General features: G+C 43.2%; 20 protein-coding genes and 1 pseudogene. 3 read left to right on the forward strand and 18 right to left on the reverse strand.

Annotation, left to right across the window (positions count from 1 at the left end; all coding sequences use genetic code 11):
• Positions 1–97: 97 nt before the first annotated feature.
• The 5 genes from BQ7344_RS08170 to BQ7344_RS08190 form a co-directional block, all read right to left on the reverse strand.
• Positions 98–544 carry a hypothetical protein gene (locus BQ7344_RS08170; RefSeq protein WP_072522183.1) on the reverse strand — a complete coding sequence of 149 codons (447 nt, stop codon included), beginning with the start codon at positions 542–544 and terminating at the stop codon, positions 98–100.
• 204 nt (positions 545–748) lie between these two features.
• Positions 749–1,507 (reverse strand): 4-hydroxy-tetrahydrodipicolinate reductase, encoded by a 759-nt coding sequence (gene dapB / locus BQ7344_RS08175; RefSeq protein WP_072522184.1) that lies wholly within the window; start codon positions 1,505–1,507, stop codon positions 749–751.
• A gap of 26 nt (positions 1,508–1,533) precedes the next feature.
• Positions 1,534–2,427 carry a 4-hydroxy-tetrahydrodipicolinate synthase gene (gene dapA / locus BQ7344_RS08180; RefSeq protein ID WP_072522185.1) on the reverse strand — a complete coding sequence of 298 codons (894 nt, stop codon included), beginning with the start codon at positions 2,425–2,427 and terminating at the stop codon, positions 1,534–1,536.
• Between the two features lie 37 nt (positions 2,428–2,464).
• The gene (locus BQ7344_RS08185; protein WP_072522186.1) at positions 2,465–2,974 is read right to left on the reverse strand and encodes a cob(I)yrinic acid a,c-diamide adenosyltransferase; all 510 of its coding nucleotides are present in this window, start codon (positions 2,972–2,974) and stop codon (positions 2,465–2,467) included.
• Positions 2,975–3,107: 133 nt separating this feature from the next.
• Positions 3,108–3,734, reverse strand: coding sequence for a single-stranded DNA-binding protein (locus BQ7344_RS08190; protein ID WP_072522187.1), 627 nt, complete (start codon positions 3,732–3,734; stop codon positions 3,108–3,110).
• A gap of 198 nt (positions 3,735–3,932) precedes the next feature.
• Between BQ7344_RS08190 and typA the strand changes: the two genes are divergently transcribed.
• Positions 3,933–5,765, forward strand: coding sequence for a translational GTPase TypA (gene typA / locus BQ7344_RS08195; protein ID WP_015541778.1), 1,833 nt, complete (start codon positions 3,933–3,935; stop codon positions 5,763–5,765).
• An 85-nt stretch (positions 5,766–5,850) separates the two neighbouring features.
• On the opposite strand, the gene BQ7344_RS08200 is transcribed toward typA, so the two are convergent.
• Entirely contained in the window at positions 5,851–7,152 is a 1,302-nt protein-coding gene (locus BQ7344_RS08200; RefSeq protein WP_083585511.1) for an AI-2E family transporter, read from the reverse strand.
• A gap of 263 nt (positions 7,153–7,415) precedes the next feature.
• Positions 7,416–10,025 carry a bifunctional acetaldehyde-CoA/alcohol dehydrogenase gene (gene adhE, locus BQ7344_RS08205; protein ID WP_072522188.1) on the reverse strand — a complete coding sequence of 870 codons (2,610 nt, stop codon included), beginning with the start codon at positions 10,023–10,025 and terminating at the stop codon, positions 7,416–7,418.
• A gap of 500 nt (positions 10,026–10,525) precedes the next feature.
• Between adhE and BQ7344_RS08210 the strand changes: the two genes are divergently transcribed.
• Positions 10,526–11,149 (forward strand): GTP pyrophosphokinase, encoded by a 624-nt coding sequence (locus tag BQ7344_RS08210; RefSeq protein ID WP_235816077.1) that lies wholly within the window; start codon positions 10,526–10,528, stop codon positions 11,147–11,149.
• Positions 11,150–11,272: 123 nt separating this feature from the next.
• Here the strand turns inward: BQ7344_RS08210 and BQ7344_RS16800 are convergent.
• The 6 genes and pseudogenes from BQ7344_RS16800 to BQ7344_RS08240 all read right to left on the reverse strand — a co-directional run.
• Positions 11,273–11,500, reverse strand: a pseudogene (locus tag BQ7344_RS16800) (GH36 C-terminal domain-containing protein); the annotation flags it as partial.
• A 34-nt stretch (positions 11,501–11,534) separates the two neighbouring features.
• Positions 11,535–12,725, reverse strand: a complete 1,191-nt coding sequence (locus tag BQ7344_RS08220) for a pyridoxal phosphate-dependent aminotransferase (protein WP_072522189.1) — start codon at positions 12,723–12,725, stop codon at positions 11,535–11,537.
• A 19-nt stretch (positions 12,726–12,744) separates the two neighbouring features.
• A complete protein-coding gene (locus tag BQ7344_RS08225; RefSeq protein WP_072522190.1) occupies positions 12,745–14,241 on the reverse strand; it encodes a sodium-dependent transporter in 1,497 nt (498 codons plus the stop codon).
• A 143-nt stretch (positions 14,242–14,384) separates the two neighbouring features.
• Complete coding sequence (locus tag BQ7344_RS08230; protein ID WP_072522191.1) at positions 14,385–15,509, reverse strand: substrate-binding domain-containing protein; 1,125 nt, start codon at positions 15,507–15,509, stop codon at positions 14,385–14,387.
• Positions 15,510–15,650: 141 nt separating this feature from the next.
• A complete protein-coding gene (locus tag BQ7344_RS08235; RefSeq protein ID WP_072522192.1) occupies positions 15,651–16,352 on the reverse strand; it encodes an RluA family pseudouridine synthase in 702 nt (233 codons plus the stop codon).
• 1,387 nt (positions 16,353–17,739) lie between these two features.
• A complete protein-coding gene (locus BQ7344_RS08240; protein ID WP_072522193.1) occupies positions 17,740–19,998 on the reverse strand; it encodes a hydratase in 2,259 nt (752 codons plus the stop codon).
• A 210-nt stretch (positions 19,999–20,208) separates the two neighbouring features.
• Between BQ7344_RS08240 and BQ7344_RS08245 the strand changes: the two genes are divergently transcribed.
• A complete protein-coding gene (locus BQ7344_RS08245) occupies positions 20,209–20,475 on the forward strand; it encodes a hypothetical protein (protein WP_072522194.1) in 267 nt (88 codons plus the stop codon).
• Here the strand turns inward: BQ7344_RS08245 and BQ7344_RS08250 are convergent, their stop codons facing one another.
• The 5 genes from BQ7344_RS08250 to BQ7344_RS08270 all read right to left on the reverse strand — a co-directional run bounded on the left by BQ7344_RS08250 (position 20,476) and on the right by BQ7344_RS08270 (position 26,254).
• Complete coding sequence (locus BQ7344_RS08250) at positions 20,476–21,546, reverse strand: acyltransferase (RefSeq protein ID WP_072522195.1); 1,071 nt, start codon at positions 21,544–21,546, stop codon at positions 20,476–20,478.
• Positions 21,547–21,570: 24 nt separating this feature from the next.
• On the reverse strand, positions 21,571–22,239 hold the full coding sequence (locus tag BQ7344_RS08255) for a hypothetical protein (protein ID WP_235816078.1): 669 nt from the start codon (positions 22,237–22,239) through the stop codon (positions 21,571–21,573).
• Positions 22,240–22,297: 58 nt separating this feature from the next.
• Positions 22,298–23,668: a UDP-N-acetylmuramoyl-tripeptide--D-alanyl-D-alanine ligase gene (locus BQ7344_RS08260; protein WP_072522197.1), complete on the reverse strand. Its 1,371-nt coding sequence runs from the start codon at positions 23,666–23,668 to the stop codon at positions 22,298–22,300.
• 10 nt (positions 23,669–23,678) lie between these two features.
• Entirely contained in the window at positions 23,679–24,713 is a 1,035-nt protein-coding gene (locus BQ7344_RS08265) for a D-alanine--D-alanine ligase family protein (protein ID WP_072522198.1), read from the reverse strand.
• A gap of 107 nt (positions 24,714–24,820) precedes the next feature.
• Positions 24,821–26,254: a L,D-transpeptidase family protein gene (locus BQ7344_RS08270; RefSeq protein ID WP_072522199.1), complete on the reverse strand. Its 1,434-nt coding sequence runs from the start codon at positions 26,252–26,254 to the stop codon at positions 24,821–24,823.
• Positions 26,255–26,278 lie beyond the last annotated feature (24 nt).

The raw sequence follows: 26,278 nt of genomic DNA on the forward strand, positions 1-26,278 counted from the left end.
CTGATGCTATGATAATATGAAATCCATTTTCATGCAAGTATTTTTACTTTATCAAATTACTATGATGAATTATTTTCGCTCATAACGTTGCGGATTACTACTCTCTTCCGTCCACAACATCGCCCACTGCGTTACCGACATCTTCTACAGCATCTCCAACGCCATCTCCGACTGCACGGACTCCGTCACCCAGATCCTGAGACACACTTCCATCCTCAACAGTTGTTCCGTCCGTTTTATTATCTGTTGTTCCGACACCCTCCGTACCTTCGGATACAGTATCTCCATTGTCTATTGCAGCATCATCTGTCATCTTTTCATTTTCTGACGCATTATTGTCTGCATTATTTTTGTTATCGTTGTTGTTTTTATCGTTTTTATCCGCATTCTGATTTTCATCTTCCGTAGTCGTATCGGTGTTGCCGCTATTCTCGTTCGTAGTATCGACCTCATCAGCTGCCATATCATTGTTTCCGCAGGCCGTAAACACACTGAGTGCCATGATAAGTAATACTCCTGTCAGGATCTGTCTTATTTTTTTCATCTCCGTTTTCTCCTTTACCGTGATTTTTGCTTGTATCTATAATATTTACAGAATGGCAAAATCCTACACTGGAAAAAAATGGTGTTTCAAAGTAAACTTTTAAAGCTTTTATATAAAACAAGAAAGATATCAGACAAAAAATCCCCGGTTTCTGTATCACTTGCGATACAGAATCCGGGGGTATTCATGTCAAAATAAAATATATCAGCCTTCGATCACATCTGCCATATCATAGCGTCCTGCCGGTTTGCCGGCAAGGTATTTCGCCGCTTCAATTGCACCCTTGCCGAAGATAGCTTTCGAATATGCGGTATGCTTAAACTCGATCACTTCATCCGTACCGGCAAAGATCACTTCATGTTCTCCGACGATCGTGCCGCCACGTACTGCAGAAATACCGATTTCTTTATCGTCTCTCTGCTGACGTCTCTGGCTTCTGTCATATACATAATGATACTGGTTATCCATTGCTTCATTCAGACTGTCTGCCAGTGCCAGAGCTGTTCCGCTCGGTGCATCCAGTTTCAGGCGATGATGCTTCTCAACGATTTCCATATCAAATCCTGCAGTTGCAAGAACCTTCGCAGCATCCTGAATCAGCTTCATCAGAGTATTGATACCAAGAGACATATTTGCTGATTTGAGAACCGGAATCTTCTTCGCGGTCTCTTCTACTTTTGCAAGCTGTTCTTCTGACAGACCTGTCGTACAGAGCACTACCGGAAGACTACGCTCTACACAGTAATCAAGGAGCGCATCTGCTGCTTTTGCAGAAGAAAAATCGATCAGAACATCTGCTTCTGTCTTACATTCGTGAATATCTGTAAATACTGGATAGCTGGTGTTTCCTTTGTCTGTGACATCGATTCCTGCCACGATCTCAGCATTTGTGTCTTTTTCTACGAGGTCTGAGATCACCTGTCCCATATGACCACAGCATCCGTGCATGATGATTTTTACCATAATTTATTGTCCTCCTGCGTATGTCTTTATGCCAGTTTGATACCGAAATCTTTCATTGCTTTAATCAGAGTTTCTTTGTTACTTTCTTCCATCTCGCAGAGTGGCATACGAAGAGGTCCTACATTCATTCCCATAAGGTTGAGTGCAGTCTTGACCGGAATCGGATTGACTTCGCAGAACAATGCATTGATCAGCGGAATTGCATTGATCTGGATCTTAGCAGCACCTGCAACATCACCTTCCATGAATTTCATGACCATATCATGTGTTTCCTTCGGAGCAACGTTGGAAAGCACGGAAATAACACCAAGTCCGCCAAGTGAAAGGATCGGCAGTACCTGATCATCGTTTCCGGAATACAGTTCAAGGTCTGCACCTGCAAGAGATACGGTCTTGGCGATCTGAGAAAGATCTCCGCTTGCAGCCTTCAGACCAACGATATTCTTGACATTCTTAACGAGTGTAGCTACTGTTGCCGGCTGGATATTGCATCCTGTACGGCTCGGTACGTTGTACATGATGATCGGTGTCTCCGGAACTGCATTTGCGATTGCAGTATAGTGAGCGATCAGCCCCTTCTGTGTAGCTTTATTATAATAAGGAGTTACGACAAGCAGTGCATCTGCACCATAAGACGCAGCTTCTTTTGACATCATGATCGCAGTCTCTGTACAGTTGGAACCTGTTCCTGCAATGACCGGCACACGTTTGTTTACCTTATCAATTGCGAATTTGATTGTCTTTAAATGCTCCCCGTGAGTCATCGTTGAAGATTCGCCTGTAGTACCGCAGATAATGATTGCGTCTGTGCTGTTTGCAATCTGATACTCAAGCAGTTCTTCAAGTTTATCGTAGTTCACCTTTCCGTCATCATACATAGGTGTAACGATTGCAACACCTGCACCTTTAAAAATTGCCATTAGAACTCCTCCTTCATTCTTCTGTAATTTATTGTATTCATTCGCCGTCAAGCGGATGAGTTTCTTCCGTATTTAATGTAGTGATCACATCTACGTAAGGTCTTAATTTCTCCGGAAAGTTCCAGCCCGTCATTACGATGTGCATAGATTCATCCTTCTGCTTCAGCATATCAATGATCCCATCCACTGTCGCAATCCCACAGTCCAGAAGTCCAAGAATCTCATCCAGTAACAGAAAATCACATTCCTGCGTCGCAATTACCTTACGTGCAAAATTAAGACCATTTAAAATGTTTGACTTCTCTTCAGCCTTTTCTTCCTCTGTCAGGTCTTCATAACAGCAGTCTCTCTTCTCAAAGCGAAAAATCTTGAAGTCCAGATTGTCCACATCCTGCAGAAAATCAAGTGAATGTGTCTCTCTTCCTTTCAGAAACTGGATCACGATCACGCTTTTTCCCTGCGTTGCCACACGGAGGCTCTGACCGATTGCCAGTGCAGTCTTGCCCTTACCGTTTCCGCAGTACACTTCTGTTAATTCTTTTTCCATAATACTTCCTCTTAATGTTGATAAACACCGCCCATAAGGGCGGCACTCATATAATTCGCATTATTGGTTTTATCTTACCGCAGTTCAGCCAAAAAAGCAATACCTGAACTTCTCTGTCCAGTCTTATCCCTTCTTAATCAATATACTCCAGTTTGCTTACAGATACTTCATAGGCGATCCGCCTCTCTGTCTGATTTTCCCCGGTACGTTTCATGTATTCGCGGCTCTGGATTCTTCCCCACAGAAGTACATGTCCTCCTACTGTGAAAGCCGAAGCATATCGCGCATTTCTGCCCCAGCAGATACATGGTATGTAATCCGACTTGCCATACGGACGGTTGACTGCAAGAAGCATATCCGCAATCTCTCTTCCGAGAGGGGTCCTTCTGTATACAGGCGGCTTGCAGATATAGCCATCCAGAAAGATCTGGTTCAGCGGAACCGTTTCCTCGTCCTCTTCCACAAATTTCAGTTCTCTTGCAAATACCGAAAGGACAAGCCGGTTATGTTTCTCTTCATGACGGTTGTACGAACGAAACTGTCCCTGAATCTCAATATACTCACCGGTGTAATCCTGCGTTACATCCAGAAGCCTCTCGGAAACCATGACCGGAATCCGGTCCTCGGAATCACTCAGTCTGCGTACAAGGATTTCCATTGTATAAAAGCCCTCGCCAAAAACCTGATGACTGAATGTAAAGCCTGTATCAATTTTCCCCATGATTGATACCTGATTGTTTTCGATGATTTTGTCTGCCATAATGTTGTTCTCCTTCCTCTTTGGGTATTTTGTCTATACTAGACTATGAACACCCATGAAGGTTTAGAACCAAAACTTTAAAATAAAAAATTTTTTCAGGATTTCCTTGTAATCTGCGAAAAATGTGGTAAACTGAAATATCGTACTATGCAAAAAACACATTAATATAGAAGTAATTAAAGAAAGGATTTCGATTTTATGAATACCAAACGCGAAGACGTACGCAACGTTGCCATCATTGCACATGTCGATCATGGTAAAACTACTCTGGTAGACCAGTTACTGAAACAGAGCGGTGTATTCCGTGAAAATCAGGAAGTTCAGGAACGTGTCATGGACTCCAATGACATCGAGCGTGAACGTGGAATTACTATTTTATCTAAAAATACTGCTGTCCATTACAAAGGAGTCAAAATCAACATCATCGACACACCTGGACATGCTGATTTCGGTGGTGAGGTAGAGCGTGTTCTGAAAATGGTCGATGGCGTTATTCTTCTCGTAGATGCATTCGAGGGTGCTATGCCTCAGACCAAATTTGTTCTCCGTAAAGCACTGGAGCTTGACCTTCACGTCATCGTCTGCATCAACAAGATCGACCGTCCGGAAGCACGTCCGGAAGAAGTTATTGATGAAGTTCTGGAACTTCTCATGGATCTGGAAGCCTCTGATGAGCAGCTTGACTGCCCGTTCCTGTATGCATCTGCAAAAGCAGGCCATGCAGTTCTTGACCTTGCAGATACACCGGAAAACATGGCTCCGCTGTTTGAGACCATTCTGAAATATATCCCTGCACCGGAAGGTGATCCGGACGCTGACACACAGGTGCTGATCAGCACCATCGACTACAACGAATATGTCGGACGTATCGGTGTCGGTAAAGTAGAAAACGGTAAGATTGCTGTCAACCAGGAGCTTACTCTTCTGAACCATCATGACCTTGACAAACGCAAAAAAGTCAAGATCAGCAAACTTTATGAATTTGACGGACTGAACAAAATCGAAGTAAAAGAAGCATCCATCGGTTCCATCGTAGCTGTATCCGGTATCGAAGATATCCATATCGGTGATACCCTCTGCGGCGGCGACAATCCGGAAGCAATCCCGTTCCAGAAGATCTCCGAACCTACTCTTTCCATGAACTTCATGGTAAATGACAGCCCTCTTGCAGGACAGGAAGGTAAATACATCACTTCCCGCCATCTTCGTGACCGTCTGTATCGTGAGCTGAATACAGATGTCAGCCTTCGTGTAGAAGACACAGAGACTACCGAGTGCTTCAAAGTTTCCGGTCGTGGAGAACTTCATCTTTCCGTCCTGATTGAGAACATGCGCCGTGAAGGTTATGAATTTGCAGTAAGCAAGCCGGAAGTTCTGTATCATATCGATGAACGCGGTAAGAAGCTTGAACCAATGGAAATTGCTTATGTCGATGTTCCGGAAGAATTTTCCGGTACAGTTATCCAGAAGTTAAGTGAACGTAAAGGTGAACTTCAGGGAATGAGTACTGCCAGCGATGGCTCCGTACGTCTTGAGTTCCATATCCCGTCCCGTGGTCTGATCGGTTTCCGTGGTGAGTTCCTTACCTCTACCAAGGGTACCGGTATCCTGAATACCACATTTGACGGATATGCACCATACAAGGGAGATTTCCAGTATCGTAAGCAGGGATCTCTGATCGCATTCGAATCCGGTGAGGCAGTTGCTTACGGTCTGTTCTCCGCTCAGGATCGTGGCACACTCTTTGTAGGGCCTGGAGAAAAAGTATACAGCGGTATGGTTATCGGACAGAATGGTAAGGCCGAAGACATCGAGCTGAATGTCTGCAAAACCAAGCATCTGACTAATACACGTTCTTCCTCCGCTGATGAAGCTCTGAAGCTGACACCTCCGAGAGTTCTCAGTCTGGAGCAGGCAATTGAATTCATCGATCAGGATGAACTTCTTGAGGTAACACCGGAAAGTCTCCGTATCCGTAAGAGAATCCTTGATCCAAGAGAAAGAAAACGTGCTGCTTTCCGTAAACAGTAATTTCTCTGAGCAAAATCAAAAACAGTATTTTAGGGCGCATAAAACCCCATGAGCAATCTGCCCATGGGGTTTCCTTTTGTATATCTTATTTATTATTTACATTTTTATTAATGTACTCATTAATCTGTTTATTGATTTTATCACTGACAGAAGGCTTTGATTTCTTCTTCGTCTCTTCTTTTTTCTCATGAAATTCTTTATTGTATTCCTGCAGTATGTCTTCCCGCTGATTTCGTTCCAGTCCACGTGCAGTAAGCTTACGTACAATATCATAAATGACACCAAAGAGCGGAACCGCGATCACCATACCGACAATTCCCCATAGACCTCCGAATAAAAGGATGGAAAACAATACCCAGAAACTGGATACACCCGTTGTATTTCCGAGAATCTTCGGTCCGATGATATTCCCATCAATCTGCTGCAGAATCACAATAAATATCAGGAAATACAGAGCATCCCACGGATGAGTTCCCAGAAGCAGTAATAATGCGCATGGGATTGCACCGATAAACGGCCCGAAAAACGGAATGATGTTCGTCACTCCGATCACAACACTGATAAATGCAGCGGATTCAAATCCCAGCAGAGTTGTTCCCGCAAAGCAGATCAGACCGATGATTGCAGAGTCAATAATCTTTCCGACAAAAAATCCATTAAACATCTTATCTGTATAACGAACCTCTTCTTCGATGATCTTTGCCCATTTATTCGGGAAAACACCATAAAGCAGAAGCTTCGCCTGTGCGCCAAAAAGCTTACGGCTTGCAAGAAGATATACTGCGATCAGAAATCCAAGGAACATATTCTTGAATACGCTCAAAACCTCGATCAACTGTACAGTAATATTGTTGACAATTCCCTGAATCGTCTGCATCATACTGGAATTGGCACTCAGGATATCATTCAGTCCACTTTCCATCTGAGATGAAAAATGATTAAAATAATTCTGCAATTCCGGCTGATCTTTCAATAGTTGATCGATCATACGGTTCGCATAGGAAACTCGTGCCGGAAGGATACGGATAAGCCTCACTGTACTGTCCCATACCTGCGGAAGGATCAGAATGATCAACAATACCACAACCGTTACAGCAAGAATAACCGCAATTGCAATAGACAGAAATTTCAGCCCCTTTTTCTTTTTCTCTGTCGCATTCGGAAACCATTTCAGAAAGCGTTCATCCATCCGGTTGCACATCGGTGCAAGGATATAGGCGATCAGTGCGCCGTACAGGAACGGTTTCAAAATGTTGAATACAACCTGGATACCTGCCGCAATATTTGCACTTTGATTCAGGATATATGCTGTTGCAAATCCAAATGCCAGAACGGCAGCGCCTGTGATACCAAGTTTCACGTATTTTGTGTTTTCATTATGTTTCAATAATCACGCCTCCTGAAGCTATTGCTTCTTTTTCTTATATATAACCAGAAAAGCGTTACTATATAAGTTCTGTTTCTATGTTAACATTGTCATTGGTGTTTATTGTAACACCCATATCCTGCCACTTGCAATACATAGATTCTTAATTTTGTTACAATATTTCTCCTGTTGTTAAAACAACAGCCCCGGCATCACGTTCCTGTAACGCCGGGGCTGTCGCTGCTTATAATATTTTTATGGAAGAAAACGAAGGCTTATCCTGCTTATTTACCGTAGTATGCTTTCAGGTAGATTTCTTTCAACTCTGCAATCAGTGGATATCTCGGGTTTGCGCCGGTGCACTGGTCGTTGAAGGCCTGTTCGCTCATCTCATCCAGAGTCTCCAGGAAATATTTTTCATCTACGTTGTAATCTTTGATCGTAGGTTTGATCTCAATGATTTTTTTGAGTTCTTCCAGTTTCTCCAGAAGTTTTTCAAATACTTCATTGTCGTCTTTTCCTGTCAGTCCTACGAAGCGGCCGATCTCTGCGTAACGTGCCAGTGTCTTCGGATACTGATACTGCGGGAAAGTACCCATCTTGGTCGGAACTTCTGCTGCATTATAACGCATAACATCTGTAAGTACCAGAGCATTTGCGATTCCGTGAGGAATGTGGTGAAAAGCACCCAGTTTGTGAGCCAGAGAGTGGTTTACTCCGAGAAATGCATTTGCAAAGGCCATACCTGCCATACAGGAAGCGTTTGCCATATGGTCTCTTGCCTCTACATCATTACCGTCTCTGTATGCTCTCGGCAGATAATCAAATACAAGTTTGATGGCACGAAGTGCAAGTCCGTCTGTGTAGTCAGATGCCATCATAGAAACATATGCTTCGATCGCATGTGTCATAACATCGATACCGGAAGCACTTGTCAGTCCTTTCGGTGCACTCATCATGTTATCTGTATCAACGATTGCCATATCAGGCATCAGCTCGTAATCAGCCAGCGGCCATTTTATTCCTGTTTCTTTATCTGTGATAATGGCAAAAGGTGTTACCTCAGAACCGGTACCGGAAGATGTCGGTACGGCGATGAAGTACGCTTTTTTACCCATTTTCGGGAATGTGTAAATTCTCTTACGGATATCCATGAAATCCATTGCCATATCATCAAAATCTGCATCCGGATTTTCATAAAGCACCCACATGATCTTACCGGCATCCATTGCAGATCCACCACCCATAGCGATGATGCAGTCCGGCTCGAATGCACGCATTGCTGCAGCACCGGCTCTTGCAGAAGCGAGAGACGGATCCGGTTCTACATCAGAGAAGCAGGTATGCACGATGCCCATTTCATCAAGTTTGTCTTCTATTTTCTTTGTATAACCGTTCTTGTAAAGGAAGGAGTCTGTAACGATGAAGCAGCGTTTCTTGCCCATTACGTTTTTCAGCTCATCCAGAGCAACCGGCAGGCAGCCTTTTTTGAAGTAAACTTTTTCCGGGGTTCTCATCCAGAGCATGTTCTCTCTCCTCTCAGCAACAGTTTTGATATTGATCAGGTGTTTTACACCAACATTTTCGGATACGGAGTTTCCTCCCCAGGAACCGCAGCCCAGTGTCAGGGACGGAACAAGTTTGAAGTTATAAAGGTCTCCAATACCACCCTGAGAAGAAGGAGTGTTGATCAGGATACGGCAGGTCTTCATGGCTGCTGCATGTTTTGCCATTTTTTCTTTCTCATTTACATTGATGTAAAGGGAAGATGTATGTCCGTATCCGCCGTCAGCTACGAGCTGTTCTGCTTTTGCAATTGCTTCATCAAATGTTTTTGCTTTGTACATGGCAAGTACCGGAGACAGTTTCTCATGCGCAAATTCTTCACTGATGTCTACAGATTCTACTTCACCGATCAGGATCTTGGTTTCTGCAGGAACTTTTATACCTGCCATCTCAGCGATCGTAGCTGCTTTCTGTCCAACGATCTTTGCATTCAGTGCGCCGTTGATCAGAATTGTTTTTCTTACTTTTTCGATTTCGTCTTTCTTAAGGAAATAGCATCCTCTGTACTGGAACTCTTCTTTTACTGCTTTATATACACCTTCCAGAACTGTTACAGACTGTTCGGATGCACAGATCATACCATTGTCAAATGTTTTGGAGTGGATGATGGAGTTTACTGCAAGACGGATATCGGCAGTATCATCAATGATAACCGGTGTGTTTCCGGCTCCAACACCAAGTGCCGGTTTTCCGGAGGAATATGCTGCCTTAACCATTCCAGGACCGCCTGTTGCAAGGATGATGTCTGCTTCTTTCATTACCATGTTGGTAAGTTCCAGACTCGGTACGTCGATCCATCCGATGATGCCTTCCGGTGCGCCTGCTTTCACTGCTGCTTCAAGCACAACTTTGGCAGCTTCGATAGTGCTTCCTTTTGCACGCGGATGTGGGCTGATGATGATTGCATTTCTTGTCTTCAGCGCGATCAGAGTTTTGAAGATTGCGGTGGAAGTCGGGTTTGTAGTCGGGATAACTGCTGCGATCAGTCCGATCGGTTCTGCAATTTTCTTGATTCCGTAAACCGGATCTTCTTCGATCACACCACAGGTCTTTGTGTTTTTGTATGCATTGTAGATGTATTCAGATGCATAGTGATTTTTGATGACTTTATCTTCAACAATACCCATTCCTGTTTCTTCTACAGTTGCTTTTGCAAGCGGGATACGCGCTTTGTCAGCAGCCGTTGCAGCAGCTTTGAAGATCTTGTCTACCTGCTCCTGTGTGTAAGTGGCGAAAAGTTTCTGTGCTTCTTTCATCGCAGCGATCTTTGCTTCCAGTGCTTCCGGAGTGTCAATGATTGCCGGGATGTGGGTTTCTTTCTTTGCCATTTCTGAATCCTCCTGTTTTTCCTCTTATGATATGATCCTTATAATTTAGTCCGATAAACAATTCTGTTAATTGATTAACGTTAATTATTTATCAATGATTGATATGTGCTTATTATACGGATTTGTTAATCATTTGTCAATCTGTAATTTGTTAAAATTTTAACCGAATTCTTTCATGTATCTTCTCTGTTTTTCTATAGATTCTACAAATTGACTTCTTCTGCGCATCTCTGCAATCCTGCCGGAGTCTATATCCGATGCCCATAGTCATTTTTGTCATATTTTTCCATCTGCTTTCATACATTAATTGATGGGAAACGAAAATAAGGAATCTGTGATTTTCCATCACTTTTCTTATTTTACGTTGATTTAACACAAAACACTTACAGATTTATTACAGAAGGAGTATTTTCATGGGAACCTGCAATACATTACGAACGACTGAAACTTACACGACTGAAAATTTTACTTTGATACAGTTAGAGGAAGAAAGACAGAAATTGAAGAAAAAAGAACTTTTAAAAAACATGCTGACTGACGGGGAATTCAGCATCAAAGGACAATGTGCCATCAACCTTATGATGACCAAACTGGAAATTATCAATACTTTTTTACTGATGAAATATAACCGGAGCTTTATCCAGATGACGACGGGAAGGCTCAAAAGCTATGACAGCGTCTGCAAAAAAATGCAGAAAAAGGAACTGGATCTGAACTTCGCTCAGGCGTTGGAAAAAATCAATGACCTGATCGGCGTGCGTGCCGTTTGTTCTTATGTAGATGATATTTATAAAGTCGCGGAACTGATCGAGAAACAACAGGATATCCGTATCATCAAGACAAAGGACTATATCAAAGAGCCAAAGAAATCCGGCTATCAGAGTCTGCATCTGATTCTTGAGGTCGCTATGCCATTCCAGAATGAAAGCCAGTGGATCAAAGTCGAACTGCAGCTTCGCACAGCCGCCATGGATTACTGGGCAAATCTCGATCATCAGCTTCGCTATAAAAGAGGTCAGAAACAGGCCGCTGTCATCAACGAGGAATTACAGAGATGTGCTTCTGTAATCTCCGAACTGGACCAGAAAATGCTGGATATCCGCAAAAAAATCGATAGAATCTGATCAGCAGACGCACCACCGTCAACTTCGCTTGCATACTTTGGTATACAGAAAACGCAGGGGCATCGACATCATCGTCAGCTCCTGCGTCTGTTTTATTTCTGCCTGCATGGCAGTTTTTTTGCTTTATTCTGCAACGAAATGATACAGTCTGCTCTGGAAATCCCCTCTGAAATCTCTCATCAAAAATCCCATCTTCATCAACATTTCACCATTGTACACTTCGTCTGTACCTTCCAGACGGTAAGCTTTGTCCGGATCAAATCCATCAAGGTAAATTCTTCGGCTATGTACATTGGCCTGTCCAAGTACCTGTACATACGTTACCAGTATCTCGGAACGGTCTTTTGCCGCCGACGCCCATCCGCCATGAGTTTCCTCCCTTAATTTAGTTCAGGCCGAATTCTGCTGCAAGCTTCTTAAATTCCGGCAGGGAATTCTGAATTGTGTCATAGGATACACAATATGCCAGTCTTACATAGCCCGGGCAGGAAAAAGAACTTCCCGGTACCATCAGAATATTGTATTTCTTTCCGGCTTCACAGAACTGCTTTTCGTCTGCGACCGGAGATTTTACGAACAGGTAAAAAGCTCCCTGCGGTTTGATACACTCGAAACCACATTCTTTCAGTCCATTGTAAAGTGCCAGACGGTTGCGGTCATAAGCAGCCACATCTACCTCTGCGTCCACGCATTTCTGGATGACTTTCTGCATCAGAGATGGTGCATTGACACTTCCGAGTACACGGTTGGCGATCGCTGCTGCCGTGATCACGGTCGCACTGTCCTCAAGCTCATCCGGGATAACCAGATAACCGATACGCTCGCCCGGAAGGGACAGAGATTTGCTGTAGGAATATCCTACAACTGTATTCTTATAGTATTTTGTCAGATAAGGAACTTCCACACCATCGTATGCCAGTTCTCTGTATGGCTCATCAGAGATCAGATAGATGACGGAACCAAATTCCTCCTGTTTCTTCTCAAGGATTGCAGCAAGCTCTTTAATCGTCTCTTCGGAATAAACAACACCCGTAGGATTATGTGGTGTATTTACGATCACAGCCCGGGTGTTGGCGTTGAGCTTTTCTTCCAGTTCTTTCAGATTCGGCTGGAAAGTCTCGGTATTCGGAGAGATTTCCACAAGCTTGCCGTCATAGTTACGTACATATGCACCATATTCCAGGAAATACGGTGCAAAAACGATCACTTCCTCACCCGGATTCAGGATCGTCTTGAGGATGACATTCAGACCGCTGGCAGCTCCAACGGTCATGATCAGATTATGTGCAGAAAAAGTGGTTCCGAAGCGGCGGTTCAGAGACTGCGCAATGGTCTCTCTGACATCCTCAAAACCAGCATTGTTCATATATCCGTGAAGGACTGTCGGTTCTTCGTTATTTACGAGATCAATGATTGCCTCACGTACACAGTCCGGTGCCGGAACACTCGGATTTCCAAGACTGAAATCATATACTTTGTCTGCGCCGTATTTTGCACGGAGACGATTTCCTTCCTCGAACATCATGCGGATCGCTGAGTTGTTCTGGACAAAAGGTTTCATTTTTTCTGCTATCATAATTGTGCCTCCTCTAATTTTATTTCTTTTTGCTGTGCCCGAAGGAAATCCATCCGATAAGAACAAGCATTGCAAGACCGATGATCATCCACGGAACCAGATAATTCATTCCTTTCGGCTGGAACATATCATAGTATCCTTTCAGATAAATAACCGCAACAACTGCCGGAATCACCCAGAGCATGTAGTTTCTAATAAATTTCGGAAATTTCAGTCCTGATCCTGTGTTGGCTTCTTTGATAAAATTGTCCCATCCCCATCCATTCTTCGATGCACAGAAAATGACGAAAACTACAGAACCAAGCGGCAGGATATTATTGGAAATGATAAAGTCCTCAAGATCCATGATGTTGGTTCCTTCACCGAGAATCTGGATACCGGACCATGGTCCGAATCCGAGGATTGCCGGCATGGAAAGAATGATGATCAGTACAATATTAAACACAACTGCCTTGTTACGCTTCCATCCCCACAGATCCATTGCAAAGGACAGGATATTCTCAAATACAGCAATGACCGTAGACAGTGCCGCAAAAGACATAAACAGGAAGAACAAAGCTCCCCAGAGTCTTCCGCCTGCCATCTGGTTAAACACGTTTGGCAGTGTGATAAATACAAGTCCCGGACCTGCCCCCGGCTCTACACCAAATGCAAAACATGCCGGAATGATGATCAATCCAGCCATCAACGCTACAAATGTATCAAGGATCAGAATATTGACACTTTCGCCTGCAAGCGTACATTCCTTACCCATGTAGCTTCCGAAGATTTCCATCGCACCGATACCAATGCTTAATGTGAAGAATGCCTGAGAAAGTGCACCGAAGATCACATTTCCGAGACCTGCCGCACGGATGTTGTCAAGGTTTGGCACCAGATAAAATTTCACACCTTCCATTGCACCGTCAAGTGTCACAGAATGAACTGCCAGCACAACGATCAGTGCAAAAAGACAGATCATCATCACCTTCGTGATGCGCTCGATTCCGTTCTTAAGTCCAAGTGAACATACTCCAAATGCAAGAAGAACTGCTGCGATCATCCAGCCGGTCATAGTACCTGTCGATGTCATCAGATTGGAAAAGAACCCACTGACCTCATCAGAAGATGCTCCACTCAGCTTACCGGTTGCCATAACATAACAGTAATACATCATCCAGCCGGCGACCATGGTATAAAACATCATCAGCATATAGTTACCGATCATTCCCATATAACTGTATTTATGGAAATTGGAACCCTCCGGCTCCAGTTTGTGAAATGCTCTCGCTGTACTTAATCTGCTGCTTCGTCCTACAGCAAACTCGCTTACAAGGATCGGCAGACCCAGCAGCACCAGAAATACCAGATAGATCAGGATAAAAGCTGCCCCGCCATATTTTCCTGTCATATATGGAAACTTCCATACGTTTCCAAGCCCTACGGCACATCCTGCGGAAACCAGAATAAAACCAAGTCTTGATCCAAATGTTTCTCTTTCTTTCAAAAAATTTCCTCCTCTGTTTTGCCATAACATACTTTGATCGAAGTTGCTTTTTATTTCAATTCAATCTTTTTCATTATAACACAGGGACAGTCCAATGTGAACTGTCCCTGTCGGATATCAGGATTAACTTTTCTCTTACATATCATATCACGTCATCCTGCGTATATTCTCTTTTATTTGCTGTACAGATAATTGCCGTTTGACGCATCATCAATATTAGACGCGTCAATCCATTTCGGCTCAAGCAGAACATTTTTTTCTACAGAAGCCGCCTGTGCCGGATCTGTAGACATAGCCTGTGCTGCAGCTATGATCGTCTGATAGCCGATATCATATGGATCCTGTGATACGGTTCCAAGCTCCTGTCCATCCGAGATTGCCTTCTGCTGTACGCTTGTCGCATCTACACCGACCATAACCGGTACATTCTCTCCTTTATCCAGTCCGAGATACATATCCGCAACATCTTCATTGGTACAGAATACTCCGTCCAGATCCGGGTAACGTTTCAGCACATCTGCCATTGCCTCTGACATATCTTTGACCTTATCGGTATATAACTCACTTACAATTGAGATTCCCTCGTAATCTGCCAACGCTTCCTTAAATCCCTCGACACGTTTCTGTGAGCTCTCTGTTTTTTCCTGTGCAGAAAATACTGCAATCTTACCGTTTTCTCCGATTGCATCCACAAGTTTTTCTGCCGCAAGTTTTCCTGCATATGCATTATCTGTACCACGGAACGCTGCCACCAGCTCATCGTCACTGACATTGGAATCAAAAACTACAACCGGAATGCCATTCTCACTGGACGCCTCAAGCTGTGCCTGACAGGATTCAATATCTCCGGCTGACATGCACAAGACGGTAGGATTCTCTGCAATTACCGCATCGAGCGTATTAACCTGAGTTTCAATATCCTGCTCATCCGAAGGCCCCTCGAAAGTCATAGAAATTTCATCATCGGATGAAAACTCATAGGCTTTATTAATATCCTTAACTGCATCTTCCATTCCCTTACGGACAAGTTTCCAATATTCTCCATCTGTAGCCTTGCTCACAACTGCAATTCTGCTGCCTGCACCAAGTGTGATTGAAGTATCAATAGCAGCGACTCTGTCCTCCTCTGTAGTATCTGACTCTTCTATAATCTCTTTCTGGTCTTTATCACTTTCAGACAGTTCATCTTCGGCCTGCACATCTGAAATAAAATTACCAAAGCCGCCCATCTTACCACTCTCGCCTGCCGCTACGACTGCACCGGCAAGAAAAAGCACCGCAATAGCTGCTTTTTTCATTGTATTTTCCTCTTTTCTACTATAAATTTTACATCAATGCGATTCTTTTCTACATTATACACATTTTCATTTTTCCGTCTATAGATTTCATAGTTTTTTCATTTTTTCGAAGAAAATACGGCAATTTCACTATATTCTGATTCAGATATTTGGGAAATCTGCAAAACATTCTCCTTTCGGAGTTACCTGAAATTCCAACTTCTTTCCTGTGACCGGATGTCGGAACACAAGATGACAGGAACACAGTCCCAGCGGAAGTCCTGAAGAATCCTCCGGATTATATTTTCGATCTCCGAGAAGCGACATTCCGGCATGTGCCATCTGTACCCTGATCTGATGATGGCGGCCTGTTCCCAGCTGTATCCTGACCAAAATTCTTTTACCGGTCGAAGTCCGCTCATCTGAAACTTCATTAAGTACTTCATAATCCAGAACTGCTTTTTTTGCCCTATCGGTTTTTGATGTAACTACTGCAGATGTATTTGTTTTTCCGTCTTTCTTCAGATAATCCTCCAGATGTCCCTGCACATTCTCCGGTTTCTGATCTGTTACGGCAAGATACTCCTTCGTAACGCTTCCTGATGTAATCTGACCTGTCAGCCCGGCAGCCGCCCTTTTATTTTTTGCAAAAACAAGCACCCCTTCCACCGGCTGATCCAGACGATGAACAATCCCCAGATATGGCATTGTCCCTGTTTTTTTTGATGCCAGATAATTTTTCAGAGTACTTTCCATATCCGGCATCCCGATTCTCGCACTCTGTACGGCAATACCTGCCACTTTGTGACAGACAATAATATCTCTATCCTCATATAAAATCATATCTTCTATATTATTCCACATAAAAAAAGCTCTCCTTTAGCGCTTACCGCACTTTCTATGGAGAGTATAACGTAAAAATCATCTTTACACAACAGTAAGACGGTCATCACTTTTTCTTATAATTTACTTCTCATAATCTAAAATGATGACCGTCTTAACAATCTTCGCTATTCAATTTTAATTAACCTCTTTGTTCTTTCAAAACTTATCGTCTTGTTTACTAATTGAAATCTTTGATACCTCTTTTAGTATACTTCATTCAATTATCTGTATTTAGTTTTTATATTTATTAATTATCTTTTTATCTGATATTGTGTCTTTTGGTTTCTTGTAATTTCCTGCTCACAAACGAGATGATTTTTATCATTCGGTTCATTTAGAAAGTTGATAGAGTTTAAATTATAATTTACGGATTATAATTTAATTTAGAAATATGAAAGTATCTTTTCCTTCTGATTAGAGCAACTCCAAACTTAACTTCTTAAATTTCGAACTGTTTTCATCGGGAATAAGACCCCATTAATTTCTGATGTAATATCTTTTGTGAGAAGATATTCTTCTGATGCAAAGCTTCGATTCATATAACTCACATCATCTGGATCTCAACTTTTAAAAATGTTTCTTTACACATTTCTAAAATTCTTTGTATCAGGTTCGTGACAGTTATTCAATATGAGTGATCGATTCTATATACCTGTAATACGTTTTGTATGATTCATTACTTTCGGAAAGTCCTGTTCACCAGGTAATATTTTAAATATTTCTTTCGAGTGTTCTGTAATGATCGTTATAAATAATGGATAATTTATGTATCAGGTCTTTCTTGCAGGAAACTCAATCTCTGTCACTTCTCATATTGATATGATGTGTGGCTAGTGTCCCAACGGTATCACCTTACCCTTTCTTTTTGATTTCATTCCTTTCATGTAACGTTTATTTATACTATGAATTGAATGATTTTTTATTTTGTTTGATTTATTTTTCTCTTGTTTTCTTTTGATGTCATTATAATATCACCGTCCACCGCATTTGTCAACGCTTTTTTATATTTTTCTCATAATTATTATTTATTTCATTATTTGTAGTATATTTATATTGTGTATTTTTCGTATTATATATTGTTTTCTGACAATTTATCCTGCTCCGTCTTTTCCTTCTCGTCCCCATACCGGTCACCCTTCTTTCCCCATACTAATAAACAGACAGAACACCATTCATACAGAAACCGCAAATACTTATGAGTACTGCGTTATGCGATACATGCTTAGCTTCTACCACCAAGCTCGCTGTCTGAGCGTAAGCGAGTTCGAGCGACTGGCAGATTATAAGCGCATGTATCACATAGCAGACGCAATGGTATTTGCGGAGCTGTATGGATGGTGTCCTGTCGTCTTTATAGCAATATATATTATCCTCTGTTGTAATTGATCAGACAGCCTTTCAGGATGATCTCACGCTCATCGTCAGTCAGTTCACCCAGAGTTACCTGGAACTCTTTCAGTCCGTCTTCTTTTACTACATAACCTGTGATACTGTCCGCTTTGTCTGCAACAGCTCCTCGAACCTCAGGGAAGAACAGGTAGTCCCCGTTCTCAAACGGAAGATCTCCCTGCGGGATCAGGAACGGAAGCATACCCCAGTTGATCAGGTTGGAGCGATAACGCTTCGTTGCATATTCGTTGGCGATATTTGCCCATCCGCCAAGAACCTTTTGACAGGAAGCTGCCTGCTCACGTGCAGAACCATCACCAGGTTTTACTGCAAAAATCGTACTTCCGATACCGATGTTCTCATTGCTGATACCTGCAAACTGTTTCTTAATGGTTTCCATAACAGGCTTCAGTTCTGGGACTGTCTCTGCCGGACATTCTCCTGCCTCCAGAGCTTTCTGTGCTTTCTGGATTTCCTTTGCACGTCCAACGTATGCCGGATCTTTACGGGACAGAGTAAACTCAGCCAGTCCGAGCGGATTGGAACGGAAGGAGGAAGTTTCACCTGACGGGATCAGCTCATCCGTTGTTGTAACCGGATCATGGATCTCAGATACAACTTTCAGCACAAGATTATCTGCCAGTGCAGGCATCTTCGGCCAGTCTTTGATGTTTGGTCCAAACTGGATCTCCACGCTCGGATCCGCAACACCCTTGCTGTCAAAAATACGATTCTCATAAATCGTCTTGTCGAAGAAGTATTTCTGATGTGTGTAGTTTCCGTTAAATTCTTCTGCTGAAGTCAGGAAACCTTTATTTGCTGCTGTTGCTGCGATAGATCTTGCATCCATGAGAGCAACAGAAGAAATCTGTCCGTTCTGAACTTTAGATCCTTCACGGTTCGGGAAGTTTCTGGTCGTATGACGGATACTGAATGCATTATTTGCCGGTGTATCGCCTGCGCCAAAGCATGGTCCGCAGAATGCAGTCTTAACAACAGCACCTGTAGCAAGGAGATCTGCAAGGACACCGTTTCTTGCAAGTTCCATATAGATCGGAGTACTTGCCGGATATACGCTGAGTGTAAATGCATCTGATCCGATGCTTGCGCCACGAAGAATGTCAGCTGCTGCACAAATATTTTCGAAACCACCGCCTGCACATCCTGCGATGATTCCCTGCTCTACATAAAGCTTTCCGTCGATCACTTTGTCTTTCAGAGTATATGGAACTTTGCCATCAAGGCTGATCTGTGCTTTTTTCTCAACATCATCCAGAATGTCGTAAAGATTTGCTTTCAGTTCATCGATGGTATAGGTGTTGCTCGGATGGAACGGCATTGCGATCATTGGTTTGATTTCGCTTAAATCAACTTCTACGCAGCCGTCATAATAAGCCACTTTACCCGGTTTCAGTTCTTTGTAATCTTCTTTTCTGCCATGGATCTCATAGAATTCTTCAATCTTTTCATCTGTCTGCCAGATAGAGGAAAGACATGTAGTCTCTGTTGTCATAACGTCCACACCGATACGGAAATCAGCGCTCAGTCCTGCAACACCAGGTCCTACGAATTCCATAACTTTATTCTTAACATAGCCGTTTGCGAATACTTTGCCGATGATTGCAAGTGCAACGTCCTGCGGGCCTACTCCCGGACGTGGTTCACCTTTCAGATAGATTGCCACAACGCCTGGCATATTAATATCATATGTCTGGGAAAGAAGCTGTTTTACAAGTTCTCCGCCGCCTTCGCCCATAGCCATGGTACCAAGTGCACCATAACGGGTATGGCTGTCTGAACCAAGAATCATCTTGCCACCCCCTGCCAGCATTTCGCGTGCAAACTGGTGGATAACAGCCTGATGAGGAGGTACATAAACTCCGCCATATTTCTTCGCACAGGTAAGTCCAAACATATGATCATCTTCATTGATCGTACCGCCTACTGCACAAAGAGAGTTATGACAGTTTGTCAGTACATAGGGAACCGGGAATTTCTCGAGTCCTGATGCACGTGCTGTTTGAATAATACCAACAAAGGTGATATCATGAGATGTCAGCTTATCAAATTTAATCTGAAGCTTTTCCATATTTCCGGATGTATTATGTGCATCCAGAATTCTGTATGCCATTGTATTTCCGGCTGCTTCTTCTCTGGATACCGGCTGGTTCATACTGCCTTCTTCAACGATGTCATGACCGTTCACCAGATAAATGCCACTGTCGTATAACTTCATTAACAACTCCTCCATTCATAAAAAATATGCATCCTGTATTTTGTGACGATGCAAAATGTATTTCCATTAAGCTTACTGTTCACTCCGCTCACAGTAATCATTATACTTTATCTCACTAAAATCTGCAATGAATTTTCTTTACATATTTCTTTACTTATCTGCAAAGAATGGCTATACTGATTTAGAAAATATTTCTGACAGGAGGCAGCTATGTTTCGTTTATGGGGAAAAATGTGGGAAAATAACCACTTAATAAGAGATATTGTAATAGATGATGATTCTGAAGATACCAGAACTCATAAGATTTTTCGTGCACTACAGGAAATCTGCTATGAATTTGACCTGGAGAACCCGATCTGGCTTGACAACAATATTGCTGATTTTAAGCGCCACTCCAGAGCCAGGTTTAACCAGGACAGTTTTATAGAAAATATTTCGTTTGATTATCTTGAGATTCAGGTAATTGAAGAAGACTGATCATACGATCCACTTCTTCAATACCGGAATTTTCTTTATGATCACTACCGCCCCAAAGCTCAGGGTAAAGATCAGTGCGATCACGATCGGTATTGCTATAAATGTATTACTGATCATCATACTGTCAATACCTGCTTTGTGGAGAAGTGATCTCACCAGCACATGGATAAGAAAAATTCCGAATGTGCAGCTTCCAACAAAGCAGATTCGTTTTTCCTGCTTGTCATTCCATTTTATCTTTGAAACATAATTTTTGAAAAACAAAAATACAGAAATGCCCCAGAAAAAAGCAGCCAGGGTATAATTCTCATAAAAATCCTGTATATCTGTTCCCTTCTGCTGTGACCTGATATAACAAAACAGGATGCCCATACTGATTGAAACGATTCCCAGTATGTAGATCAGTTTTTCAAGTTTTTTAGATACTCCGTACTGATACAGATAGTGTCCTGCGATATAATATCCTACAAATCCGGTAACCATCTGCGGCTGTACCGTATTCAAAACATTCATCACATGTTCTTTGCAAGGTATCGGAAAAACCTTAACCGTATATGGCAGGATCTTAAAAATCAAATACAGGAGGATCATATATTCTTCCCATTGTTTCCCGTTCTTACTGTTGACGATTTCCCACAGCATTGGCGTGATGATAAGAAGCCCGATCAGCATCGGCAAATACCACAGATGAAAATAGGGATCTGATATCATAACCAGAAAGCGCTTGAAAAAAGCAACTGACCCGAATTTCAGACCTTCATCCGTCAGACTTCGGTAAAGCGCATAAAACACCTGCCAGAATATATATGCAACAGCAATCGGAAGAATACTGTGTGTCCACAATTTCTTAAGATTCCATGTCCGTTTACGATCAAGATACAGACCTCCGCTGATCATTACAAAGCAGGCAACTGCATATCGGTTGATTCCATGATAAAAATTAGATACTGCCCATACGGATGTATTGACCGGCATGTCATGAAAATGTTGCGAAGCAACATGAATACCGATGACGCCGATGCACGCACAAATGCGCAGCAGCTCTATCCATATAATTCTTCTTTTGTTCATTTGTACCTCCAGATTTCTCTGTGTTTATTCCATAAATTCCCGTATGATCTCCCGCATGATCTCTTCCTCCTCAGGGCTCAGCATCTTGCTGAAATGACTGCCCGTTGCCGCAGTCTGCCGGATACTGGAAGCAATCCGCTCAACCATTTCTTCCCTGAGGATCGGGTCTGTTTTCTGAGAGGTCTGCTGCGGTTCGTACTTACGGGCTGTGGGGGGATTTTCCTTTCGGGAACGTGCCTGAAGGATATAATCCGCGAGAGAATTTGTCACCAGTTCTTCCCTGTATGAAAAATCCAGCGCCTGCCGCAAGATCAGAAGTGCAACCGGAACCGCTGTGCCGATATATAGATACTGCAGTGAAAGTCCCTGTTCCGATCCGAGTTTCGTAACAAAAAAAAGCGACAACCCCAGGCAAACCGTAGATAACAATGAAGGAATCCAGACCAGAAGATTCATTCTGTTCAGAAGCTTATCCCTTGTTTTCCACAGATTCAGCCACTTTTCTCTCAGGTTCGTTGTCGCTTTTGTCTTTCGCATGGTTCTTCTGTAGGTAAGGTGTACTGCCAGCATACCCACTCCTCCTGCTGTTCCGAGAACAGCCATCAGATAAAGCAGAATATGCAGGTCCATGATTCGTTCCAGCATAAGCCCTCCTTGTTTTACAGTCTGTGAACAGTTATCCGATAAACTCATTCTACACCTCTTAAGGCCTGTATGGAACAAAAATCGTTCGTCAAATTCCTGCAGAATTTTACATTTTTTCCAGTGCGTCTACCACTTCTTCAAACTTCATAAAATGAGACGCTTTTACGAGAATCGTATCTCCCTTACGGACATACCCTTCAAGATTCTTAAGAAGAGATTCCCGGTCTTTTTCATAATGAACTTCAAAATTCGGATCTGCTGTGCGCGCAGCGTCTGCCATATGTACAGAAAGTTCTCCCACACAGATGCAGACATCAATGCCACATTTTGCAGCATGCTCTCCGACTTCTTTATGCAGAGAAATCTCATTCTCGCCAAGTTCTCCCATATCTCCGAGAATCGCCACTCTTCGTCCCTCTCCATCATGAAGTACATCCAGAGAAGCTTTCATGGACATCGGATTGGCATTATAACAGTCATCTACAACCAGAAAATTCTCTGTCTCGATCATCTTGAAACGACCACGGATTGTCTCCAGGCTTTCAATACCTCTTTTAATTTCTTCGATCGTAAGTCCGTAGATTCTGCCTACAGCCGCTGCTGCAAGCGCATTATAGACCATATGGATGCCCGGTGTCGGCACCAGTACATCAAAAGCATCTTCGTCCATATGAATACGACAGGAAACACCTTTCAGCCCCCTGCTCACGATCTGGTCTGCATAAACATCACGCTTCGCATCCAAACCGAAAAATACCGGTTTCACACCATGATAGCCATCAACCGTTGCCAGCTTATCATCATCCCCGTTCAGTACAATATGGCCGTTCGGTTGCATGGACTGGAAAATTTCCGTCTTTGCTTTGAGAACACCGTCTCTGTCTCCAAGATTTTCGAGATGACAGGTTCCGATATTTGTGATCACACAGGTATCCGGTTTCGCTATCCGGGTAAGTCGTGTCATTTCTCCAAAATCACTGATTCCCATTTCCAGAACGGCGATCTGATCGTCTTCTCTCAGACGGAATACGGTCAGTGGCAGTCCAAGTTCGTTATTAAAGTTTCCCTGTGTTTTCAGGGTACGATATTTTTCTTTCAGTACAGATGCAATCACTTCTTTCGTACTGGTCTTACCAACACTTCCGGTGATTCCGACTACCGGAATCTGAAGCTGCTGTAAATAAAATTCTGCGATATCTTTTACTGCCTGCAGAGAAGATGCAACCTGAATATACGGGTAAGTTGCATCTGGCAGCTCTCTCTCTGAAAGTGTCGCAAGTGCCCCTTTCGCCATAACATCCGGGATAAAACGATGTGCATCCACGCGTTCTCCAACAATCGGCACAAACAGACAGTCTTTCTCAATCTTACGGCTGTCTGTGGTAATTGCAGAAATTTCACGGTCGCGAAGCGCATCATCGCCATGCCAGGTTCCACTGCACACCTCTGTAAGATTTCTTAAGGTAAGATTTTTCATTTATTTTTCCTCATTCGTACTTTTTCATTGAGACTCTGATCAGTTCTTCACACAGAGTCGGATAATCCATACCGAGCACTGCTGCCTCCTGCGGAATCAGACTGGTAGGTGTCATTCCCGGAAGAGTGTTTGCCTCGAGGCAGTAGATCTTTTCATCTTTTGTTACAATGAAATCAAGACGACCATAGCTTTCCATTTCAAGTGCGTGATAGCCTTCTACCGCATATTCCTGAAGACGTCTGGTCAGTTCTTCGGAAATCGGTGCCGGACAGGTTTCTTTCACTGCGCCCGGTTTGTATTTATTCTCATAATCATAGAATCCCTGAACCGGAACGATCTGTACAACCGGATATGCTTTGCCGTCCACAACAGCAACCGTATACTCAGTACCTTCGACAAATTCTTCTACGACAACTTCATTTTCATAGGTAAATGCTCCATCCAGAGCTTTCGTATAATCAGCCTGATTATCTACGATATAAACACCAATGCTGGAACCGCCACAACATGTCTTGACTACAACAGGGAAATCCATGCCAAGCTCCTGCGGTGTCTCCACGCGGTCTTTTTTCTTCATGGCTTTGCCGCCCGGTGTCGGTACACCGCGCATCTGGAACATGGCTTTCGTAACACCTTTATCCATTGCCATCGCACTGCTGAGATAGCCTGTTCCGGTATACGTAATTCCCATCAGGTCAAATACAGCCTGCAGTCTTCCGTCCTCGCCGTTGGATCCATGCAGTCCGAGGAAAACAAAATCCGCTTTCTTACAAAGTTCCAGAACATTCGGTCCGAAAAATTCTTTCCTGCTTTTTTTTAACTCTTCGATGCGCGTATTAAAACTCTTGATGTAGGAAACTGCCTGCTCTACATCATAGCTTTCCGGAAAAGGATCTGCCCAGTCTACATTCTCCAGTCCGCAAAAAACATCGACCAGAATTGCCTGATGATTTTTCTGACGCAGCGCACCGCAGATTCCTGTGCCGGATACGATCGATACATCCCTTTCTGTACTTGTTCCCCCTGCTAATACAACAATTTTCATATTATCACCTCTCCTGAAACGCAAAAACCGCTGCAAAGATCCCTCTCAGAATCCCTGCAGCTCCTTTGCTGTACTGGTTACACTGTTTTGTCTTTTCACAGTTATGATCACTTATATATGACAACCGGTATTCCAGCTTCTACTGTCTGATAAATTAACTGCGCCTGCTCTTCAGGTACCGCTATACAGCCCTCTGTGGATGATTTCGGCTCTGAAAATACGCTGGTTCCACTATTCTCATCGTCACTTCCGAAAGCTGCGATATCCGCATCATCTGAAAAATCATATCCGTTTACATCCAGACCTGCTTTTCCATATATGCCTGTTTTGTCTGTAAATGGCATCCAGAAATCTACTGTTTCACCATCTCTACCGCCTGGTACTGCAGAAGATTCTTTTTCTCCCAGTGCATATACACCGGTCAGCGTACTGCTGTCTGCCACCAGCCCGGTATCCACCACCGGACTTCCACTCTGATATAATACCATTCTTTGGGCACTCAGGTCAATTTCAATATAAGAATATCCTATATCATTTATCTTTCTGCTGGCAGCTTCCTGCTCGTAGATCGGTTCACGCACCTCAGTTTTTTTCTCTGTGATGTCTTTGTACAGTGCATCGGCTTCTTTTTGCTGGTCGATCACCCATCCGTAATTTCCACCGGATACAGTGATATCTCTGTTATCATACGTAGAAAATGCCCGTTCTGTACCTGCCGTATCATATTTACCGGCAAGATCTGCCACATAAGCAGCTACTGCATCCTTACTCACGACCAGATTATCATTTTCATCTCTGTCAAGCATGCCCTTTATCACAGAGCGATTCACCGTCTCCTTGCGGTCACTGAAATCATAAGTCACCACAACATCGGTCAGATCATTCATCTGCTCACAGTCCTTAGTAAGATCCGATGCATAGGCTGTCGGGTTGATATAACAACCGTCAGCTTCCAGCTCTGCAACTGTACGACCTGTCCTGACCGCATTAGAAATGTCTTCCATCAGCTTTTCATAATCAATCTTTGTACCTTCAATCTCAGGAACGACTTCGAAACTATCCTCCAGCTCTCTGATATAGGCATCCTCCGGCTCTATATTATTCTGAAGGCACTTCAGGCTGTCGATCTTCTTCTTAAACAGATCTTCGTCATACGATACCGAAGCCGGCAATTCATAAGTCTGCTGCTGGCTGAATGCAAGGAACCAGATAAAACGATTCTGGTCATGCAAAAGCTTCCTGACACTGCCATCTGATGTATATTGAAGGTTGATTTCTTCTGCTGTGATTCCCTCCTGACCGTCTCCTCTTGTACGCACCGCAAGTGCATAGACTGCAGTCTTTTGTTTCAGAAGATTTTCGGTCTCGTCCTCAGTCATGTAAGAACAATTAAAACCATTCACCTGTGACCCAGGAAGAAAATGCCCGGTAAAATAATATACACCAAAAAAGTAGGCGCCTGCGGTAAGCAGGAGCAGTACAATGATTAAACCGATCAGTAGTTTTCTTCCTTTGTCCATACTCTTGTTTTTTTCCGTCATGGCGCCTCCTTAACGTTCGCGGCT

Source organism: Blautia sp. Marseille-P3087, assembly GCF_900120195.1.
Lineage (GTDB): Bacteria > Bacillota > Clostridia > Lachnospirales > Lachnospiraceae > Blautia_A.

Coding starts and splice junctions, on each gene's coding strand:
- BQ7344_RS08170 (WP_072522183.1), bottom strand. CDS start 544: ATGAAAAAAATAAGACAGATCCTGACAGGAGTATTACTTATCATGGCA.
- dapB (WP_072522184.1), bottom strand. CDS start 1,507: ATGGTAAAAATCATCATGCACGGATGCTGTGGTCATATGGGACAGGTG.
- dapA (WP_072522185.1), bottom strand. CDS start 2,427: ATGGCAATTTTTAAAGGTGCAGGTGTTGCAATCGTTACACCTATGTAT.
- BQ7344_RS08185 (WP_072522186.1), bottom strand. CDS start 2,974: ATGGAAAAAGAATTAACAGAAGTGTACTGCGGAAACGGTAAGGGCAAG.
- BQ7344_RS08190 (WP_072522187.1), bottom strand. CDS start 3,734: ATGGCAGACAAAATCATCGAAAACAATCAGGTATCAATCATGGGGAAA.
- typA (WP_015541778.1), top strand. CDS start 3,933: ATGAATACCAAACGCGAAGACGTACGCAACGTTGCCATCATTGCACAT.
- adhE (WP_072522188.1), bottom strand. CDS start 10,025: ATGGCAAAGAAAGAAACCCACATCCCGGCAATCATTGACACTCCGGAA.
- BQ7344_RS08220 (WP_072522189.1), bottom strand. CDS start 12,725: ATGATAGCAGAAAAAATGAAACCTTTTGTCCAGAACAACTCAGCGATC.
- BQ7344_RS08225 (WP_072522190.1), bottom strand. CDS start 14,241: ATGTTATGGCAAAACAGAGGAGGAAATTTTTTGAAAGAAAGAGAAACA.
- BQ7344_RS08230 (WP_072522191.1), bottom strand. CDS start 15,509: ATGAAAAAAGCAGCTATTGCGGTGCTTTTTCTTGCCGGTGCAGTCGTA.
- BQ7344_RS08235 (WP_072522192.1), bottom strand. CDS start 16,352: ATGTGGAATAATATAGAAGATATGATTTTATATGAGGATAGAGATATT.
- BQ7344_RS08240 (WP_072522193.1), bottom strand. CDS start 19,998: ATGAAGTTATACGACAGTGGCATTTATCTGGTGAACGGTCATGACATC.
- BQ7344_RS08245 (WP_072522194.1), top strand. CDS start 20,209: ATGTTTCGTTTATGGGGAAAAATGTGGGAAAATAACCACTTAATAAGA.
- BQ7344_RS08250 (WP_072522195.1), bottom strand. CDS start 21,546: ATGAACAAAAGAAGAATTATATGGATAGAGCTGCTGCGCATTTGTGCG.
- BQ7344_RS08255 (WP_235816078.1), bottom strand. CDS start 22,239: ATGAGTTTATCGGATAACTGTTCACAGACTGTAAAACAAGGAGGGCTT.
- BQ7344_RS08260 (WP_072522197.1), bottom strand. CDS start 23,668: ATGAAAAATCTTACCTTAAGAAATCTTACAGAGGTGTGCAGTGGAACC.
- BQ7344_RS08265 (WP_072522198.1), bottom strand. CDS start 24,713: ATGAAAATTGTTGTATTAGCAGGGGGAACAAGTACAGAAAGGGATGTA.
- BQ7344_RS08270 (WP_072522199.1), bottom strand. CDS start 26,254: ATGACGGAAAAAAACAAGAGTATGGACAAAGGAAGAAAACTACTGATC.